The organism is Nocardia rhamnosiphila NBRC 108938, assembly GCF_000720425.1.
In the GTDB taxonomy this organism is placed as follows: Bacteria; Actinomycetota; Actinomycetes; order Mycobacteriales; family Mycobacteriaceae; genus Nocardia; species Nocardia rhamnosiphila.
This window is the reverse complement of sequence record NZ_JOAJ01000005.1, coordinates 24692-42790: the sequence shown is the minus strand read 5'-3', so window position 1 is coordinate 42790 and position 18099 is coordinate 24692. Positions and strand designations below refer to the sequence as shown.

General features: G+C 67.7%; 21 protein-coding genes. 14 read left to right on the top strand and 7 right to left on the bottom strand.

Features of this window, described 5'->3' with window-relative positions:
• Nucleotides 1-42 precede the first annotated feature (42 nt).
• Nucleotides 43-690, bottom strand: a complete 648-nt coding sequence (locus IG75_RS0117880) for a TetR/AcrR family transcriptional regulator (RefSeq protein WP_081876995.1) — start codon at nucleotides 688-690, stop codon at nucleotides 43-45.
• Between the two features lie 264 nt (nucleotides 691-954).
• Between IG75_RS0117880 and IG75_RS0117875 the strand changes: the two genes are divergently transcribed.
• Nucleotides 955-1461 (top strand): nitroreductase/quinone reductase family protein, encoded by a 507-nt coding sequence (locus tag IG75_RS0117875; protein ID WP_030522938.1) that lies wholly within the window; start codon nucleotides 955-957, stop codon nucleotides 1459-1461.
• Nucleotides 1462-1618: 157 nt separating this feature from the next.
• Here IG75_RS0117875 and IG75_RS0117870 read toward each other — a convergent pair whose 3' ends face one another.
• Both IG75_RS0117870 and IG75_RS0117865 read right to left on the bottom strand, forming a co-directional pair.
• The gene (locus tag IG75_RS0117870) at nucleotides 1619-2416 is read right to left on the bottom strand and encodes an SDR family oxidoreductase (RefSeq protein ID WP_030522939.1); all 798 of its coding nucleotides are present in this window, start codon (nucleotides 2414-2416) and stop codon (nucleotides 1619-1621) included.
• Entirely contained in the window at nucleotides 2416-3573 is a 1158-nt protein-coding gene (locus tag IG75_RS0117865; RefSeq protein ID WP_030522940.1) for an acyl-CoA dehydrogenase family protein, read from the bottom strand. Before IG75_RS0117865 ends, IG75_RS0117870 begins: the two co-directional genes overlap by 1 nt.
• 192 nt (nucleotides 3574-3765) lie before the next feature.
• Between IG75_RS0117865 and IG75_RS0117860 the strand changes: the two genes are divergently transcribed.
• The 7 genes from IG75_RS0117860 (at nucleotide 3766) to rsgA (ending at nucleotide 11078) form a co-directional block, all read left to right on the top strand.
• Complete coding sequence (locus IG75_RS0117860) at nucleotides 3766-5331, top strand: FadD3 family acyl-CoA ligase (protein ID WP_030522941.1); 1566 nt, start codon at nucleotides 3766-3768, stop codon at nucleotides 5329-5331.
• Nucleotides 5331-6254: an enoyl-CoA hydratase gene (locus tag IG75_RS0117855; RefSeq protein WP_051714702.1), complete on the top strand. Its 924-nt coding sequence runs from the start codon at nucleotides 5331-5333 to the stop codon at nucleotides 6252-6254. The genes IG75_RS0117860 and IG75_RS0117855 overlap by 1 nt, the downstream gene beginning before the upstream one ends.
• A complete protein-coding gene (locus tag IG75_RS0117850; RefSeq protein WP_030522943.1) occupies nucleotides 6255-7394 on the top strand; it encodes an acyl-CoA dehydrogenase family protein in 1140 nt (379 codons plus the stop codon).
• A complete protein-coding gene (locus IG75_RS0117845) occupies nucleotides 7391-8425 on the top strand; it encodes an acyl-CoA dehydrogenase family protein (protein ID WP_030522944.1) in 1035 nt (344 codons plus the stop codon). The genes IG75_RS0117850 and IG75_RS0117845 overlap by 4 nt, the downstream gene beginning before the upstream one ends.
• A 75-nt stretch (nucleotides 8426-8500) precedes the next feature.
• On the top strand, nucleotides 8501-9553 hold the full coding sequence (locus tag IG75_RS0117840) for an acyl-CoA dehydrogenase family protein (RefSeq protein WP_030522945.1): 1053 nt from the start codon (nucleotides 8501-8503) through the stop codon (nucleotides 9551-9553).
• Between the two features lie 106 nt (nucleotides 9554-9659).
• Complete coding sequence (locus IG75_RS40615; protein ID WP_281181662.1) at nucleotides 9660-9788, top strand: hypothetical protein; 129 nt, start codon at nucleotides 9660-9662, stop codon at nucleotides 9786-9788.
• A 243-nt stretch (nucleotides 9789-10031) separates the two neighbouring features.
• The gene (rsgA, locus tag IG75_RS0117830; protein ID WP_030522946.1) at nucleotides 10032-11078 is read left to right on the top strand and encodes a ribosome small subunit-dependent GTPase A; all 1047 of its coding nucleotides are present in this window, start codon (nucleotides 10032-10034) and stop codon (nucleotides 11076-11078) included.
• Nucleotides 11079-11238: 160 nt separating this feature from the next.
• On the opposite strand, the gene IG75_RS39165 is transcribed toward rsgA, so the two are convergent.
• The 3 genes from IG75_RS39165 to IG75_RS0117820 form a co-directional block, all read right to left on the bottom strand.
• Entirely contained in the window at nucleotides 11239-11391 is a 153-nt protein-coding gene (locus IG75_RS39165; RefSeq protein WP_156059020.1) for a hypothetical protein, read from the bottom strand.
• A gap of 65 nt (nucleotides 11392-11456) precedes the next feature.
• On the bottom strand, nucleotides 11457-11786 hold the full coding sequence (locus IG75_RS0117825) for a hypothetical protein (RefSeq protein WP_030522947.1): 330 nt from the start codon (nucleotides 11784-11786) through the stop codon (nucleotides 11457-11459).
• 1 nt (nucleotide 11787) lies between these two features.
• Nucleotides 11788-13005, bottom strand: a complete 1218-nt coding sequence (locus IG75_RS0117820) for a 3-ketosteroid-9-alpha-monooxygenase, oxygenase component (protein ID WP_030522948.1) — start codon at nucleotides 13003-13005, stop codon at nucleotides 11788-11790.
• 214 nt (nucleotides 13006-13219) lie between these two features.
• Between IG75_RS0117820 and hsaA the strand changes: the two genes are divergently transcribed.
• The 6 genes from hsaA (at nucleotide 13220) to IG75_RS0117790 (ending at nucleotide 17585) form a co-directional block, all read left to right on the top strand.
• Complete coding sequence (gene hsaA, locus IG75_RS0117815) at nucleotides 13220-14383, top strand: 3-hydroxy-9,10-secoandrosta-1,3,5(10)-triene-9,17-dione monooxygenase oxygenase subunit (RefSeq protein WP_030522949.1); 1164 nt, start codon at nucleotides 13220-13222, stop codon at nucleotides 14381-14383.
• Nucleotides 14383-15261, top strand: coding sequence for a 4,5:9,10-diseco-3-hydroxy-5,9,17-trioxoandrosta-1(10),2-diene-4-oate hydrolase (hsaD, locus tag IG75_RS0117810; protein WP_030522950.1), 879 nt, complete (start codon nucleotides 14383-14385; stop codon nucleotides 15259-15261). The genes hsaA and hsaD overlap by 1 nt, the downstream gene beginning before the upstream one ends.
• Before the next feature lie 2 nt (nucleotides 15262-15263).
• Nucleotides 15264-16163: an iron-dependent extradiol dioxygenase HsaC gene (gene hsaC / locus IG75_RS0117805; protein WP_030522951.1), complete on the top strand. Its 900-nt coding sequence runs from the start codon at nucleotides 15264-15266 to the stop codon at nucleotides 16161-16163.
• A gap of 92 nt (nucleotides 16164-16255) precedes the next feature.
• Complete coding sequence (gene hsaB / locus IG75_RS0117800) at nucleotides 16256-16879, top strand: 3-hydroxy-9,10-secoandrosta-1,3,5(10)-triene-9,17-dione monooxygenase reductase subunit (RefSeq protein WP_051714701.1); 624 nt, start codon at nucleotides 16256-16258, stop codon at nucleotides 16877-16879.
• 74 nt (nucleotides 16880-16953) lie between these two features.
• Nucleotides 16954-17166: a type II toxin-antitoxin system VapB family antitoxin gene (locus tag IG75_RS0117795; RefSeq protein ID WP_030522953.1), complete on the top strand. Its 213-nt coding sequence runs from the start codon at nucleotides 16954-16956 to the stop codon at nucleotides 17164-17166.
• A 2-nt stretch (nucleotides 17167-17168) separates the two neighbouring features.
• The gene (locus IG75_RS0117790) at nucleotides 17169-17585 is read left to right on the top strand and encodes a PIN domain nuclease (RefSeq protein WP_030522954.1); all 417 of its coding nucleotides are present in this window, start codon (nucleotides 17169-17171) and stop codon (nucleotides 17583-17585) included.
• Nucleotides 17586-17617: 32 nt separating this feature from the next.
• Here the strand turns inward: IG75_RS0117790 and IG75_RS0117785 are convergent, their stop codons facing one another.
• Entirely contained in the window at nucleotides 17618-18097 is a 480-nt protein-coding gene (locus IG75_RS0117785) for an acyl-CoA thioesterase (RefSeq protein WP_245713427.1), read from the bottom strand.
• Between the last annotated feature and the right edge of the window lie 2 nt (nucleotides 18098-18099).

Genomic DNA, 18099 nt, shown 5'->3' with positions numbered 1-18099 from the left:
GGTGCATAGGGGCGGCGGGCAGCTGTTGCCATGGATTTTCTCCTAATCGGTGTGGCCCGGCACGGTGAGCCCGTCGAGCACGATGGTGAGGTACTGCTTGGCGAGCGTGTCGACGGTGATCGACCCGCCGCCGGGCTGGTACCAGCGGACCGCGACCCAGACCGTGTCGCGCAGGAAGCGGTAGGCCAGGTCGATATCGAGTTCGGGGCGGAAGCTGCCGTCGGCGACGCCGCTGGTGAGGACGCGGCGCCAGAGCTCACGGAATTCGCGGTTGTAGTCGTCGATGTAGGCGAAACGTTCGGCGGCCCGGAGGCGTTTGGCCTCGGACTGGTAGATGGCGACCGCCGCATGGGATCGGTCGAAGGCCTCGTAGGAGGCCAGCACCAGGGCTTCCAGCGTGGCACGCGAATTCAGCCCGGCGGCGACGATCTCGCGGTAGCGTCCGAACAGCTCGTCGAGGAATCCGCGCAGGATCTCGTCCACCATCCCCTCTTTCGAGGAGAAGTGGTGGTACAGGCTGCCGGAGAGGATGCCCGCCGCGTCGGCGATATCACGCACCGTGGTGGCGCGCACGCCCCGTTCGGCGAACAGTTCTGCCGCCATATCGAGTAGTTCGGTTCGCCGGGCCGATTTCGAGGGGTCGGGTGCGGTCACCCCGCCATGATACAACCAAGCATTTGCTTGGTCCATGGGCGGTGTGCGACCGGCGGGCCCGAGGTTTCCGGCTCCCCCCTCCCTGTCGGAGCCGGACCCCTCGGGCCCGCGTCGCGGAAGAGATACGAATTCCGCACTGCTTCCGATTATTTGGACGGCCGGTAGCCGGAACCGGTTCCGCCGGATACCGAATTCCGGCGACCGAATCGGAGAACTGCCGATCGCCGCGAGATGTACGTCCGCGGGGCCGTGCCTGGCACATACCGGAGGGCGCGCCGGGGCCGTCGGTATATTCGCCGGATGACGACGCCGTTCCCGCAGCGCCAGTGGGGTTCCCCGGAAAGTCCACTGGCCCGTGCGGCAGACAGGTTCGCCGGCACGAAGTTCGGCTCTCGGCTGGTCCGGGCCCTCACCCCGCTGGACCGCCGGGTACTCGAACGTACCGGCGCCCGCTACACCGCGCTCGGGCCGATCGGGGCACCGGTGATCCTGTTGACCACCACGGGTCGCCGATCGGGACAGCCGCGCACCCAGCCGCTGCTGTGCGTGCACGACGGTGCCACCCTCTACGTCATCGGCAGCAACTTCGGTGGCGCCCGCCACCCGGCCTGGACGGCCAACCTCCTCGCCGAACCGAGCGCGACCGTGGCCATCGCGGGAGAACGCATTCCGGTCACCGCCACCCGGGTCGAGGGTGCCGCGGCGGAATCGATCTTCCAGCGTTTCGTCGAGATCACCGGCGCGTACGCCACCTACCGGCACCGCACCGACCGGGACCTGCGTATCTTCGCGCTCACCCGCGCCTGACCCGCTCCTCCCGGACTTCGTCGGGCACGCGAACCCCTTGCGGGCAGCACCGCGCCCGGCGGTACCGACCCCGGCGCACGAATCCCCGACCGGCGCCGGCGCGGCCACCGGCCGACACCGAAGTGGCCTCGGGCGACACCGCGCGCACGGGTTCCCCTCAGGCGCGCTGGCTGCTGATCGAGACCACCTCGCCGGTGAGGTAGGTGGTGTAATCGCTGGCGAGCATCGCGATGGTGGCCGCGACCTCCCACGGTTCGGCCGCCCGGCCGAAGGCCTCGCGCTCGGAGAGCCGGTCGAGCAGTTCGCTGGAGCTGGTCTTGTCCAGGAACGCATGCCGGGCGATGCTCGGCGACACCGCGTTGATCCGGACGCCCAACTCGGCCGCCTCGACCGCGCTGCACCTGGTCAGCGCCATCACACCGGCCTTCGCGGCGGCGTAGTGCGCCTGACCGTACTGAGCCCGCCAACCGAGCACGCTCGCATTGTTGACGATCACGCCGCCGTGTTTCGCGTCGCGGAAGTAGTTCAGCGCGGCCCGGGTACAGCGGAAGGTGCCGTTGAGGGTGATGTCGAGGACGCGGTCCCACTGTTCGTCGGTCATATCGACCACCGGCGTCTCGCCGCCGAGGCCGGCGTTGTTGACGAAAATATCGACACCGCCCAGCGCCGCGGCCGCCCCACGGACCAGTTCGTCGACCTGTCCGGTGCTGGTGACATCACAGGCGATCGCGGCGACCTTGCGGTCGGTGAACTCCGCGGACAGTTCGGCACGCGTGGCCTCCAGCCGCCGTTCGTGCCAATCCGAGACCACCACATCGGCGCCTTCGGCGAGCAGCCGGCGGGCCGTCGCGGATCCGATCCCGGTACCGGCGGCCGCGGTGACCACGGCCCGGCGGCCGGTGAGCAGGTTGTGCGCCGGAGTCTGCGGGGGCGCGACCGACAGCGGCCCGCTCACTACCGGGCCTCACGAGGGAGACCGAGCACTCGCTCGGAGATGATGTTGCGCTGCACTTCGTTCGAACCTCCGTAGATCGTGTCGGCGCGGGTGAACAGATACAGCCGCTGCCATTCGTCGAGATCACCGTCCGCGGCGACGAGTCCGGCGGCGCCGCGCACCGCCATGGCGAGTTCGCCGAGCCCGCGATGCCAATTGGCCCAGAGCAGTTTGCCCACCGAGGCCTGGCCGCCATCGTCGGCGGTCTCGGCCATGGTGCGCAGCGCGTGGGCGCGCAGCACCCGCAGCCCCACCCAGGCACGATCTATCTTGTCCGCCAGCAGCGGATCGTCGAGGGCGCCGGACTCGCGGGCCAGGTTCTCGATCGCCGCGAGTTCCCGGGCGAAGCGGATCTGCTGGCCGAGTGTGGAGATACCGCGTTCGACGTTCAGCGTGCCCATCGCGACCCGCCAGCCGTCGCCCGGTTCGCCCACGACCAGGTCGGCCTCGGTGCGCGCGTTGTCGAAGAACACCTCGTTGAATTCGGAGGTGCCGGTGAGCTGCACGATCGGCCGGACCTCGATACCGGGCTGGTCCATCGGCACCAGCAGATACGAAAGGCCCTTGTGGCGTTTCGAGCCCGGTTCGGTGCGGCAGACCGCGAAGCACCAGTCGGCCACATGCGCCAGCGAGGTCCAGATCTTCTGCCCGTTGATCGACCACTGGTCACCGTCCAGGCGTGCGGAGGTCGACACAGCGGCGAGATCGGAGCCGGCGCCCGGTTCCGAGTAGCCCTGGCACCATAGTTCGGTGACGGTGCGGATTCCCGGCAGGAAACGGTCGCGCTGGGCGTCGGTCCCGAAGGCCAGCAGGGTCGGGCCGAGTAGTTCCTCACCCACGTGCGAGACCCGCGCGGGCGCGTTCGCCTTCGCGTACTCCTCGTGGAAGATGATCTGCTGCGCGACGCTCGCGTCGCGCCCGCCGTATTCCACCGGCCAGCCCAGGCAGGTCCAGCCCGCGGCGGCCAGCGCGCGGTCCCATTCCAGGCGTTCGTCGAAGGCCTCGTGTTCGCGGCCGGGGCCGCCCAGCCCGCGCAGTTCCCGGAATTCACCGTTGAGCTGCTCGTCGAGCCAGCTCCGCACCTGCTCGGCGAATTCGCCGTCGCTCAGGGCGGCCACGCTGGTCCGTTCGGCCGTAGGCCGCGCTCTGGCGGCGTGTTCGGCCGATTGCCGTCCGCCGTCGCGACCGGTACCGGATTCTGAGGTCTGGATAGCACCCACGCCGGTAGGATAACCTACCAAGCACTTGCTTTGTAGACCGCAACTCGCAGACCGCGCACCGCCCACGGCCGCACGACATCGAGGACACCCGTGACACCCCCTGCGCACATCCCGACGGACCGGACCACTCCGCTGGCCCTGCACGCCGCCGCCCAGAACTACGGCGCCGCGCCCGCGCTGGCCGACGGACCGGTCCGGCTCGACTGGATCCAACTGCTCGAACAGGTCCAGGACGTGGCCCGCGCCCTGCTCGCCCGCGGCATCCGAACCGGTGACCGCGTGGGCATCTGGTCGCCCAATACCCATCACTGGGTGATCGCCGCCCTCGGCGCCCACTACGCCGGCGCGACACTGGTCCCGCTGAACACCCGCTACGTCGCCGACGAGGTGGCCGATGTGCTGCGACGGGTCGACGCGAAGGGCCTGTTCATCGCGGGCACCTTCCTCAAACGCGACCGGCTGGCCGAGTTGCGCGCGGCCGCGCCGGACCTGCGGATCGGCACTGTGATCGTGCTCCCGGTCGAAGGCACCGAGGAGCCCGTGCAGGACGCGCTGAACTGGTCCGAGCTGGCCGCGGCCGGCGCCGGAGTCACCCGCGAGCAGGCGCGTGAGCGGGCGGAATCGATCAGCCCCGACGACCTGTCCGACATCCTGTTCACCTCCGGCACCACCGGCCGCAGCAAGGGCGTCCTCATCGCACACCGGCAGACCCTGTCCGCGGTCCGCGGCTGGACCGAATGTTCGACGCTGAACAGCGACGACAACTATCTGATCGTCAACCCGTTCTTCCACAGCTTCGGCTACAAGGCCGGAATCATCGCCTGCCTGCTCACCGGGGCGACCATGGTCCCGCAGATCGTTTTCGACGTACCGACCACCATGCGGCTCATCGATCAGGAGCAGATCACCGTCCTGCCCGGCCCGCCCACCATCTACCAGTCCATCCTGGATTTCCCGGACCGCGGCGGGTACCGGCTGGCGAGCCTGCGCGTGGCCGTCACGGGCGCGGCGCCGGTACCGGTGGTGCTGGTGGAGCGGATGCGCCGGGAACTGGATTTCGATGTGGTGCTCACCGCGTACGGGCTCTCGGAATCCACCGGGTTCGGCACCATGTGCCGGGTCGACGACGACGCCGAGACCATCTCCGCCACCAGCGGCCGCCCCATGGCCGGATTCGAACTGAAACTCAGTGAGGCGGGTGAGGTCCTGCTGCGCGGACCCAACGTCATGCTCGGTTATCTGGATGATCCGGAGAGCACCGCCAGAACGATCGACGCGGACGGCTGGTTGCACACCGGCGATATCGGCGTGATCGACGACCGCGGCTATCTGAAGATCACCGACCGGCTCAAGGACATGTACGTCAGCGGCGGATTCAATGTATATCCGGCCGAGGTCGAACAGTCCCTGGCCGGATTGGACGGTGTCGCCGTCGTCGCGGTGATCGGCGTGCCCGATACCCGGATGGGTGAGGTGGGTAAGGCCTATATCGTCCGGAAACCGGGTGCCGCGCTCAGCGAGGACCAGGTGTTCTCCTATGCCACCAAGGTGCTGGCCAATTTCAAGGTGCCGCGCTTCGTCGAATTCCGCGACGAATTGCCCTACAACGCCAGCGGCAAGGTGCTCAAACGCCAGCTACGTGAGGAGAATTCGTAATGTCGGACAGCCCTGCCGCGCACCCCGCGAACGGCGACGGGAGCATTCCCTACGAACCCGATGTGGTGACCTACGAACGCCGCGGCGCGATCGCGGTGGTCACCTTGAACCGGCCCGGCTACCGCAACGCCCAGAACTCGGTGATGACCTACGCGATCGACGCCGCGTTCGAGCGGGCGGTCGAGGACCCCGAGGTCAAGGTCATCGTGCTGGCCGGCAACGGGAAGCACTTCAGCGCGGGCCACGACCTGGGCACCCCCGGCCGCGACCATCATGTGAAGTACCCGAACAAGGCCGCGCTGTGGTGGGACCATATCGACCGCCCCGGCGGTGACCAGCGCTTCGCCCGCGAGATGGAGGTGTATCTGGGGATGTGCCGCCGCTGGCGGGAGATCCCCAAGCCGACCATCGCCATGGTGCAGGGTGCCTGTATCGCGGGCGGCCTCATGCTGGCCTGGGTCTGCGATCTGATCGTCGCCGCCGACGACGCCTTCTTCTCCGACCCCGTGGTGCGCATGGGGATTCCGGGTGTCGAATACTTCGCCCATCCGTGGGTGATGGGTCCCCGGGCCGCCAAGGAATTCCTGTACACCGGTGACCGGTTCGATGCCGCGCAGGCCAAGGAGTGGGGCATGGTCAACCGGGTCGTGCCGCGCGCCGACCTGGAATCGGAGACCATGGCGCTGGCCGAGAAGATCTCCGCCATGCCGCAGTTCGGGCTCGCGTTGACGAAGAAAGCGGTCAACCAGTCCGAGGATCTCATGGGGATGCGGGCCGGAATGGATTCGGTGTTCGGACTCCACCATTTCGCACACGCGCACAACGCCGAGGTCGGAGCGGATTCCCTGGGCGGTATGAACGCCAGAACGATGAAAGCGCAGGCGACTTCGGCCGACGCGAAGAATACGGACGGGAAAGACTGAATGGATCTCGATCTCGACGAAGGCACCCGGGAATTCCAGCGGGAGGTCCGCGAATTCCTGGCCGCGAACGTGCCCGCGGAACCGCTGCCGTCCATGGACACCGAGGCCGGTTTCGAAGCCCATCGCGCCTGGGAACGCACGCTGGCCGAGGCACGGTTGTCGGTGGTGTCGTGGCCGCGCGAGTTCGGTGGGCGGGACGCGTCGCTGCTCGAATGGGTGCTTTTCGAGCAGGAGTACTACGCGGCGGGCGCCCCGGGCCGGGTGAGTCAGAACGGTATCTTCCTGCTGGCCCCCACTCTGTTCGAGCACGGCACCCCCGAGCAGTTGGAGCGGATCATGCCGCGGATGGCCCGCGGCGACGATATCTGGGCCCAGGCCTGGTCGGAGCCGGAGGCCGGTAGCGATCTGGCCGGTATCCGCTCCACCGCCCGGCGCGCCGAGGGCGGCTGGGTACTCAGCGGTCAGAAGACCTGGAGTTCCCGGGCGGCGTTCGCCGACCGGGCCTTCGGCCTGTTCCGCAGCGACCCCGCCGCCGAACGGCACCGCGGCCTCACCTACCTGATGTTCCCGCTCGACGCCGACGGCGTCACCGTCCGCCCGATCCCCCAGCTCGACGGAGAGCCCGGCTTCGCGGAGATCTTCCTCGACGATGTCTTCGTTCCCGACAGCGATGTGATCGGCGCCCCCAACGAGGGCTGGCGGGTCGCCATGAGCACCTCCAGCAACGAGCGCGGTCTCTCGCTGCGCAGCCCCGGCCGGTTCAGCGCGACCGCGCAGCGGCTGATCGACCTGTGGACCGAACGCGGCGATACCGGCACCGCGGCCCGCGACGCGGTGGTGGATGCCTGGCTCGGCAGCGAGGCCTACCGGCTGCACACCTTCGGGACGGTCACGCGGCTCGACCAGGGCGGCAAGCTCGGCGCCGAATCGTCGATCACCAAGGTGTTCTGGTCCGAACTCGATATCGCCATGCACGAAACCGCACTGGATCTGCTCGGACCCGAAGCCGAGCAGGCGAGCCGCTGGACCGACGGGTATCTGTTCTCGCTGTCGGGCCCGATCTACGCCGGCACCAACGAGATCCAACGCAACATCATCGCCGAGCGGCTCCTCGGCCTACCGAGGGGAAGCAACCGATGAAATTCGCGCTCAGCCCGGAGCATCAGGACTTCGGGGCCAGTATCCGCAAACTGTTCGAGTCCGGTTCCACGACCGCCGCGGTGCGGGCGTGGAGCGCCGGCGATCCGGCGCCCGGCCGGGCACTGATCGAACAGCTGGCCGCCGCGGGAGCGTTCGGCCTGACCATCACCGAGGAGTTCGGCGGTCTCGACGCCGAACCGCTGGACCAGGTGGTGGCCTTCGTCGAGATCGGCCGGGCCGCGGCCCCCGGGCCGCTGGTGGAGTCGGCGGCCGCCGTCCCCGCGCTGCTCCAGACGCTCGCCGGCACGGACCCCGAGCCGGCCCGGCGCTGGTTGCCCGGGATCTCCGAGGGCACGGTGTCGGCCACCGTCGCCTTCACCGGTACGGGCGGCCGGGCGATCGCCGTGGACGCCGACCGGGTCGATCTCGTATTGGTGGCCGACGGCGACCGGATCGGCACGGGACGGGTCGGTGAATCGGTGCGCTCGGTGGATCCCGCACGCCGGCTGTTCACGGTCGAGTCCGATGAACTCCTCGCCGAGGGCCCGCGGGCCGCCGAGGCCGTCGCGGCGGCTTTCGACGCCGGGACCCTGGCCAACGCGGCCCAGCTGCTCGGCGCGGGCAAGGCGCTGCTCGACGCGTCGACCGATTACGTCAAACAGCGCAAACAGTTCGGGCGCCCGATCGGTGAATTCCAGGCGGTCAAGCAGAAACTGGCCGATGTCCTCATCGGGCTCGACCTCGCCGAACCGCTGCTGTATCGGGCCGCGCTGACCACCGCGACGACCAACCGGGCCCGTGACACCTCCGCCGCGGCCGTCGCCTGCGCCGACGCCGCCTACCGGGCGGCCCGCGCCGCACTGCAGGTGCACGGCGCCATCGGCTACACCGCCGAATACGACCTGTCGCTGTGGCTGACCCGGGTCACCGCCCTGCGCACCGCCTGGGGCACCCCGGATCTGCACCGCGGGCGGATCGCCGAGGCGCTGCGCACCGGGCCCGCCGCGGATCCGGCCGGCGCGCTCACCTGACCGGAGAACCGGCAGGCAGCGGCGAGAACGCTGGGGTTGCGCTGCCGGTGTCCGTCCGAAACCACGGGAGAAGAGATGATCAGCGAGGAACAGCAGGAGCTGGTGGCGGCGGTCCGGGGACTGCTGGCCAAACGTGACGCGCGAGCCGGCGTTCGTAAGGCCATGGACACCGACCTGGGCTACGACCCACAGTTGTGGGCGCAGCTGTGCGAACAGGTCGGCGTGGCCGCGCTGGCCGTACCCGAGGAGTTCGGCGGGTTCGGCGCGGGCCTGGTCGAATCCCTGCTGGTGGTCGGCGAACTCGGCCGGACGCTCGCCGATGTGCCGATGTTGGGCTCGGCGGTACTGGGCGTGCAGGCGGTACTGCTCTCCGGTGACGAAGAGGCCTGCGCGCGGCTGCTGCCCGAGGTCGCCGAGGGGCGGCGCACCCTCGCCGTCTGCTGGGCCTCGGCCCGTGGCTGGGACGACTTCGGGGTGCGGGCCGAGGGGGAAACCCTCGACGGTACGGCCCACTACGTGCTCGACGGCACCGTAGCCGACACTCTGATCGTGGTCACCGAAACCGGACTCTTCGAGGTCGACCCGACCGCCGACGGTGTCGAGCGGCGCCGGGTCGCCGCCATGGACCCCTCCCGCGCCCTGTCGGAGATCTCGTTCACCGCGACGCCCGCGCGCCGGCTGGGTGACGCGGACCCCGCCCCGATCATCGAACGTCTGCACCGCGTCGCGTGGGCCGCGGTCGCCGCCGAACAGGTGGGCGCGGCCGAATACTGCCTGGAGGCCACGGTCGAATACACCAAATCCCGGGTGCAGTTCGGCCGGGCCATCGGCAGTTTCCAGGCCCTCAAGCACCGGATGGCCGATATGTACGTACTCGCCGAGTCGGCGAAATCGGCCGCCCTGGCCGCCGGCTTCGCGGTGGCCGAGGACGCGCCGTCCGCCGCCGAGGACGTCTGGGCCGCCCGCCGGCAGTGCTCCGAATCGTTCTCCACGATCGCCGCGGAAACCATCCAGCTGCACGGCGGTATCGCCATCACCTGGGAGCACGACGCGCACCTGTACTTCAAGCGCGCCCACGGCGACGCCGAACTCTTCGGCGTACCGCGGCGTCCGCTGGTCAACAGCTGAGAGCACGGCGGCCCGGTGGCCGCCGGCGAGAGGAGACCGGCGGGCCGCTGCCGTCCAGCCGGGCGCCGCGCATCGCCCGCTGTTCCAGCGGGCGCAGGAGCTGACGATGCTCGAGCACTCGCCCGAGCACATCGCGGCGAGAGTGACCGACGAAGCCGGGCGGGTCTTCGATCTGCTCGAACCCGGGCTCGGCGAACGCGATCGCCTGAGCGAGATGACCACAGCGGCTTCGTGAGCATCCGTGGGCAGCGGCGCCGCACTGGGGCGCGCGGTGTGGAAAAAGGATTGCGCGGACGCGGGCGCCATGTAAAAGTAACCGGCAGCAGCGAGTCGTGAAGGAGGTGGAGAACGTGACGGTCGCCCGGATTGCCGTGGCGCGGCGAACCGCACCGGTTCGTACCGCCCCGTCGTTCTCCCTCTCGAACTCCACTCGCTGAGCCCGGTCGGGCTCGGCGCCCGGCGAAGGATTTCCTCCCTCATGGTCGACTTCGACCCACTCGTCCCTTTCGGCTGGACAGAAAACGTAGCCGAGCAGTACCTCCCGCTCCTCGACGCCGATTGCGTCCCCGCCCGCATCGTCCGGATGGATCGTGGCGAATGCGATGTGGTGACCCCCACCGGGCCCGCCCGGGCCACCTGTCCGCGCGCGGACTCCGCGGTGAGCGGTCTGTGCACCGGCGACTGGGTGAGCCTGGACGCCCGTTCACATATCCGGGCCCTGCTGCCCCGCCGTACCGCCATCACCCGTTCCGCCGCGTCCGGACGGTCGGAGAGTCAGGTACTGGCCGCCAATGTCGATACGGTGCTGATCTGCGCGCCCGCCGACGGCGATGTGGATCTGGGGCGCATCGAACGGATGCTCGCCCTGGTCTGGGAGAGCGGCGCGCAGCCCGTGGTCGTACTCACCAAGGCGGATACCACCGAGGATCTACCGCTCGACGAGGTCCGTGCCGTTGCGCCCGGTGCCCCGGTGCTGGCGGTCAGCGCGACTGCCGAACTCGGCCTCGATGTACTGGTCGCGGTACTGAGCGGCACGGTGGTTCTGCTGGGACCGTCCGGCGCGGGTAAGTCCACACTTGCCAACGCACTGCTCGGCGCCGAGGTCTTCGCCACCGATACGGTGCGCGCGGCCGACAAGAAGGGCCGGCACACCACGGTGCACCGCGAACTGCGTCCGCTACCCACCGGCGGCACCCTCATCGACACCCCCGGACTGCGGGGTATCGGACTGTGGGACGCGGCCGAGGGCATCAGCCGGACCTTCAGCGATATCGAGGAATTGGCCGCCGACTGCCGGTTCGCCGACTGCGCCCACGACGCCGAACCGGGTTGCGCCGTCCGTGTAGCCGTCGAATCCGGCGAGATACCCGAACGGCGGGTGCGCAGCTATCGCAAGCTGGGCAAGGAGAACGCCTGGATGGAAGCGCGGTCGGACAAACGGCTCCAGGCCGAGCGCGAGAAGGTGTGGCGGGGTATCGCCAAGGAACAGCGGCGCATGTATCGCGAGCGCGGCTCCCGGCGCTGACCGCACGGGCAGGTGCGCCACACCGGAGAAGCGGCGGCCACTCCAGTCTTCTGGAGTGGTTGTTGCGTACGATCTGCTTTCTCCTGCGCCTATACCTCGGCCCGATCCACGACTCACCGAACCTGCGGTATCGGCATTCGGGACGTCCGGCGCCCGGGTGTCACGAGTGACCGGCGCCGGAAGTATCGAACTCGTCGGCTATCGCCTCGTTCGTCTCCCTGGAATCCCAGTTCCCGTCGAGTGTGAGCGTCCCACGCAACGAACCACGGCCGGTACGGCCGACGCTGTGCTCGGAGGACGCATTCCATGGCATTCTCGGGAGAATACGCACGGCCGGGTGATACCTGAAGTCTCCGGAGATCCAGGGACTCCGCACGGCTACTCCGGAACCTCGAGCAAACCTTCGTCTACGGCCCATTTGATGGTCTTCTGCAAACGCTCACAGGTATCCGGCCGACCGGGCCCGTACCCCTCGGCGCTGAGTTCGGCGAAAACCGGGCAGCGGGTGGCCGGGTTCTCGGCCCACTGCACCGAGGTCTGCCGGGAACTGCTCTTACGGACCCGTACCTCGGCGTCGCAGGCCTGACACCGCAGCGGTGTCAGGCCGTCCTCCAGGTATCGCTGCTGATCCACGACCGTCTGGGCCCGCACCGCGGCCTGCCGGGCGGGCTGGTCGGCGAAATCGGGTGCTTTTGCCCAGCGGGTCATATCAGACTCCTGCCTCCGCTTGGTCGGCGTCCGCCGCGGCCGCCTCTTGTTCGCGTTTACGCCGCAGGTTCTCTTCGACCTCGGCTTCCCATGCCTCGTTCGCCTTGGCGGTGTCGACCTCGAATTCGAACCGCTGGGTCATCTTCTCGGTCACGTCGGCGACATCGACGTAGAACTGGTCGTACCAGCGCCGCAACTGGTAGACCGGGCCGTCCTCCTCGCAGAGCAGCGGGTTCTCGACCTTGGACTTGTGCTTCCAGATCTCCACGTCCTGCAGGAAGCCGTCACCGAAGAAATCGGCCATGGTCTTCGCGAGGTTCTGCGCGGTCTCGTCGTCGAGGCCCTTCGGCTTCTCGACGGTAAGACCCCACTGCAGCATGAACGAATCCTGCGACACCGGATAGTGGCAGTTGATCAGGTTGACCGTGATCTCGTAACCGCCGTAGCTGTTGACCAGGGGATTGATCATGTAGGAGGGCCCGAAGTACGAGGCCTCCGATTTCAGGAGCTGATCGCCCGCGTATTTGGCGCCCATCCCGACATCGGGCCGACCCTTGGTCTCCAGGAACTGAGTGGCGACATGTCCCTCGAAAACGTTCTTGAAGAAGGTGGGGAAGGCGTAGTGGATATAGAAGAAGTGGGCCATATCCACGACGTTGTCGATGATCTCACGGCAGTTCGCGCCCTCGATCAGCAACGAGTTCCAGGTCCACTGGGTCCAGCCACTGTCGAGGTCCTCCACCGGATTGCCGTCGGCATCGGTGTAGGGACCTTTGATATAGGGGATGGTGACCTCGGGCGGCGGTTCGTTGCGCTCGTGGTCGTGCCAGACGAAGAGCTGGCCGTTGCGCTCGAGAGTGGTCCAGCGCCGTGTACGCGCCAGTGGCGGGACCCGCCGCGCGTAGGGGATGGACGTGCATTTACCGGTCGCGCCCCAGCGCCAATCGTGGAACGGGCAGGCGACGTCGTCGCCCTTGATCTCACCCATACTGAGATCGCCGCCCATATGCCTGCAGTAGGCGTCGAGTACGTGCAATTCGTCGGCGCTGTCGGCCCAGATCACCAGTTTGGTTCCGAACGCTTGCACCGAATGCGGTTTGCCGTCCCGGAAATTCTGCGCCAACCCCAGGCAATGCCATCCGCGCGCGTACCGGGTGGGAACCGAGCCGACGTCGAGCTCCCGGACCTTCGCACCGCCGCCCGGCGTGGTTGCTGCCATCGCAATTCCTCCTCCTGCTGTACTAGAACACGTTACAAAACTGACGCCCCGAACGCCAGCTATTCACGCCACATCCAGCACATGTCGCATATATGCGGCCCACCGACACCGGTTCTCGACATGAACGAGAACCTGTTCTAGTCTCAGAGGTAAATTCTGCGCCGAGCAGATGACTACCGGTTAGCACACGACCAGGCAGGAGCAGGGGCCGGAGATGACGCGAGAAGTGACCGAACGGGTCGAAGCGCTATTGCCCACGCTGCGCGCCCGCGCACAGGAGGCCGAAGACCTTCGGCAGATCCCCGAGGAATCGATCAAGGACCTGCAGGAAGCCGGTTTCTTCCGGTTGCTGCAGCCGAAGCAGTGGGGCGGGCACGCCGCGGACCCGGTTGTCTTCTACGACACCGTCCGCAAGATCGCCAGCGCCTGCGGCTCCACCGGCTGGGTCGCCGGGATCATCGGCGTACACAACTGGCATCTGGCGCTGTTCGGCCAGGAGGCGCAGGAAGAGGTGTGGGGCGAGAACACCGATGTGCGGATCTCCTCCTCCTACGCGCCGATGGGGGCCGGCACCGTGGTCGACGGCGGCTACCGGGTCAGCGGCTCGTGGGCCTGGTCCTCGGGCTCCGGGCACGCCGACTGGACCTTCGTCGGCGGACCGGTGATCAAGAACGGCAAGCCGGTCGATTTCGGCAGCTTCCTGATCCCCCGCTCCGAATACGAGATCGACGACGTCTGGAACGTGGTCGGCCTGCGCGGCACCGGTTCGAACACGCTCGTGGTGAAGGACGTTTTCGTACCCACGCACCGGTTCCTCAGCTACAAGACCATGAACGACCTGAAATCGCCGGGCCTGGAGCGCAATACCGACCCCGTGTACAAGATGCCGTGGGGCACCATCCACCCCACCACCATCTCCGCGCCGATCGTCGGTATGGCCTACGGCGCCTACGAGGCCCACGTAGAGCACCAGGGCAAGCGACTGCGCGCCGCCTACGCCGGCGAGAAGGCCAAGGAAGATCCCTTCACGAAGGTCCGGATCGCCGAGGCCTCCAGCGATATCGACGCCGCCTGGCGTCAGCTGTCGGGCAATGTGGCCGACGAATACGCGCTGCTGCTCGAAGGTAAGGAGATCCCGTTCGACCTGCGCGTACGCGCCCGGCGCGACCAGGTCCGCGCGACCGGCCGGGCCATCGCCTCGATCGACAAACTCTTCGAGAGCTCCGGCGCCACCGCGCTGGTGAACGGCACCCCGCTGCAGCGGTTCTGGCGCGACGCGCACGCCGGGCGCGTGCACGCCTCCAACGATCCCGAGCGCGCCTACGTCATGTACGGTACGCACGAATTCGGGCTGCCGGTTTCCGACGGGATGGTGTGATGACCTCGACCGCCGAACTCACCTACGAATCCACCTCGCGATTCGCCCAGGTTCGTCCGGATCTGAAACTGCACTACCACGAGGCCGGCGTCGGCAACGGTCCCACCATCGTGCTGCTGCACGGCGGTGGACCGGGCGCGTCCTCGTGGTCGAACTTCTCTCGCAACATCGCGGTGCTGGCCCGCGACTTCCACGTGATCGCGGTCGATCAGCCCGGGTACGGGCAGTCCGACAAGCCGACCGAGCATCCGCAGTACTTCGTACACAGCTCCTCGGCGCTGAAGGATCTGCTCGACACCCTGGAGATCACCGACCGGGTCCACCTGCTGGGCAATTCGCTCGGTGGCGGCGCGACGGTGCGTTTCGCGCTCGACTATCCCGATCGCGCCGGAAAACTGATCCTGATGGGCCCGGGCGGGCTGAGCACCAACCTCTTCGCCCCCGATCCCACCGAGGGCGTCAAGCTGCTGGGCAAGTTCAATTACGAACCCACCCGGGAGAACCTCGAGGCGTTCCTGCGGATCATGGTCTTCGACCAGTCCCTGGTCACCGAGGAACTGATCGAGGAGCGTTTCGCCTCGGCGAGCACCCCCGAGGCGCTGGCCGCCGCCCGGGCCATGGGTAAATCCTTCGCGAGCGCCGATTTCGAGAAGGGCATGCTCTGGCGGGACGCGTACAAACTGCGCCAGCCGGTGCTGCTGATCTGGGGCCGGGAGGATCGGGTGAACCCGCTCGACGGCGCTCTGGTGGCGCTCAAGAGCATCCCGCGCGCACAATTGCACGTATTCGGCGGGTGCGGGCACTGGGCCCAGCTGGAGAAGTTCGCCGAATTCAACCGGTTGGCCACCGATTTCCTGCTCGGCGTCAAGGAGAAATGACGATGAGTATCAAGGCACTCGGGTACATGCGCATCGAGGCCACCGATATGGCGGCCTGGCGCGAGTACGGATTGAAAGTGCTCGGCATGATGGAGGGCGACGGGAACAACCCCGACGCGCTCTATCTCCGGATGGATGATTTCGCCGCCCGCTTGGTGATCGTGCCGGGCGAGAAGGACCGGCTGCTGGTCTCGGGCTGGGAGGTCACCGACGGCCCCGCGCTGCAACGCCTCCGGGAGACGCTGGAGAAGAACGGCGTCGACTTCGAAGAAGGCACCAAGGAGGAACTCGCCGAGCGCCGGGTCGAAGGGATGATCCGCTTCCGGGATCCTTCCGACAACACCCTCGAGGCGTTCTACGGCGCGCAGTACCTCGGCCGGCGGTTCGTCAGCCCGTACGGTCACAAGTTCGTCACCGCCGAACAGGGCCTGGGCCATGTGGTCCTGACCTGCAACGACGATGCCGCGGCACAGGCGTTCTACCAGGATGTGCTCGGATTCCGGCTGCGCGATTCGATGCGCCTGCCGCCGCAGCTGGTGGGCCGGCCGGAGGACGGCGACCCGGCCTGGTTGCGGTTCTACGGGTGCAATCCGCGGCACCACGCGCTCGCGTTCCTGCCGCTGCCCAACCCGACCGGCATCGTCCACCTCATGGTCGAGGTGGAGAACTCCGACGATGTCGGCCTGTGCCTGGACCGGGCCATGCGCAAGAAGGTGAAGATGTCGGCCACCCTGGGCCGGCATATCAACGACAAGATGCTGTCGTTCTATATGAAGACTCCCGGTGGGTTCGACATCGAATTCGGCTGCGAAGGATTGGAAGTCGACGACCACAGCTGGACCGCCCGGGAATCCACCGCGGTGAGCCTGTGGGGCCACGATTTCTCCGTGGGTTTCAAGTGATCTCCGGCCGGACCCGGTGCGATACTCGCATCGGGTCCGGCTGAATCCGGCGGCCCGTCCGCCGGCAGCTCCATGAACGAGGCGAGGACGGTATGAACGTGACGGCACCAGCGGATCCGGCCGACGGCGCGGGCGAAGCGGCCGCGGAGCAGGCCACCATCGACCCCCGGCAGTTCCGCAATATCCTCGGGCAGTTCTGCACCGGCATCACGGTCATCACCACGCTCACCGATGACGAAACCCCGATCGGTTTCGCCTGCCAGTCCTTCGCCGCCCTCTCCCTCGAACCACCCCTGGTGCTGTTCTGCCCGACCAAGGGTTCGCGGTCCTGGGCCGCCATCGAGGCCAACGGCCGATTCTGCGTGAACGTACTCGCCGAGGAACAGCAACCGGTCTGCGCGAAATTCGGCTCTCGCGAACCGGACAAGTTCGCCGGAACCGACTGGCACACCTCCGAGCTCGGCCTGCCCCGGCTGGACAATTCCCTGGCGACCATCGAATGCCGGGTGGACAGTGTGGTCGACGGCGGCGACCACTTCATCGTCATCGGCCGCGTGCTGGCCATGTCGGAGACCCCCGCCGCCACCAACGGCCGCCCGCTGCTGTTCTACCGGGGCCAGTACACCGCCATCGAACCGGAGAAGACCACCCCGGCCCCCTGGCGCGCCGACCTCGACCACTTCCTCACCACCACGACCCTGGACACCTGGTTGTAGGCGGCCGAATGATATCAACCTCGGGCGTATGCGATATCATTTGAGGTGTTCCGATATCAGGAGGTGATACGCCCATGGCACGAACTGTCATCGACGTAGACGACGAAAAGCTGGCCGCCGCAGCCGAGATTTTCGGAACGACGACCAAGGTCGCGACCGTGAATGCCGCCCTCGAGGACGCGATCAAGCGCCGCCGGCGACAATCCTTCCTCGACTGGATCGGTGCAGGCGGCCTCCCGGACCTGACCGGCCCAGTCGATCCGCCGGCCGGTCAAGGCGCGGCCTGAAGGTGCCCACCCGATACCTCATCGATAAGTCGGCGTTCGCTCGCTACCCGAAACCTGCCGTCCGGGCGGTTGTCGACCCCTTGCACAATGCCGGTCTCCTGGCCATCTGCGGGGCGGTCGAGCTGGAGATATTGCACTCGGCCCGGTCGAAGACCGACGCCCAGCGGATTCGCGAGGAATTGCGTGGTTTCGACTGGTTGCCGACCCCCGACGAAGCCTGGGATCGCGCCGTCGAGATTCAGAGCCTGCTGATAGAGGGCGGAAATTGGCGCGCACTGTCGGTCGCCGATCTCGTCATTGCCGCCGTCGCCGAACGGCACCACACCACTGTGCTGCACTACGACGGCGACTACGACATGATCGCTGCGGTCACGGGACAACCTACGCGATGGGTAGTCCGGCCTGGCACAGCAGATTGACAGGCTTGATGGCGCAAACCTTCATACGTGCATCAGTATCGGACAAGCTGCAGCAGTTCGGGCCGGCTCGCCATCGACCGCCATTGCCGGGCCGGGTCGGCGACGAGGCGGCGGGTGGTCAGGTCCAGTAGCCCGCTGACGTGCGTCACCGTCGCGGCGACCTCGCCGTCCGGTCGGGTGAGGACGTGCTCGACCCGGTAGGTCTTGCCCGCCCCCCACACCCAGTCGCAGGTGATGTCGACGAAGTCGCCGCCGCGCAGCTCCCGCTGGAAGCGCAGGACCGTTTCCAGGTTCACCGGGCCGAAGCCCGCCGCGATCATCTCCTCGACCGAAATCCCCGCGCCCTGTACGCATGCGAACCGGGAATGGTCGGCGTACTGGTGATACGCGGCTCCGGTTACGTGCCCCTGCAGGTCGAGATCGGAGACCCGTACCTCGATCCGATTGGTGAACGACATGGCCCGGATCATGCCGTTCGCCACCGACAGGTCGAGCCCCGGCGCGGAAGCCACTG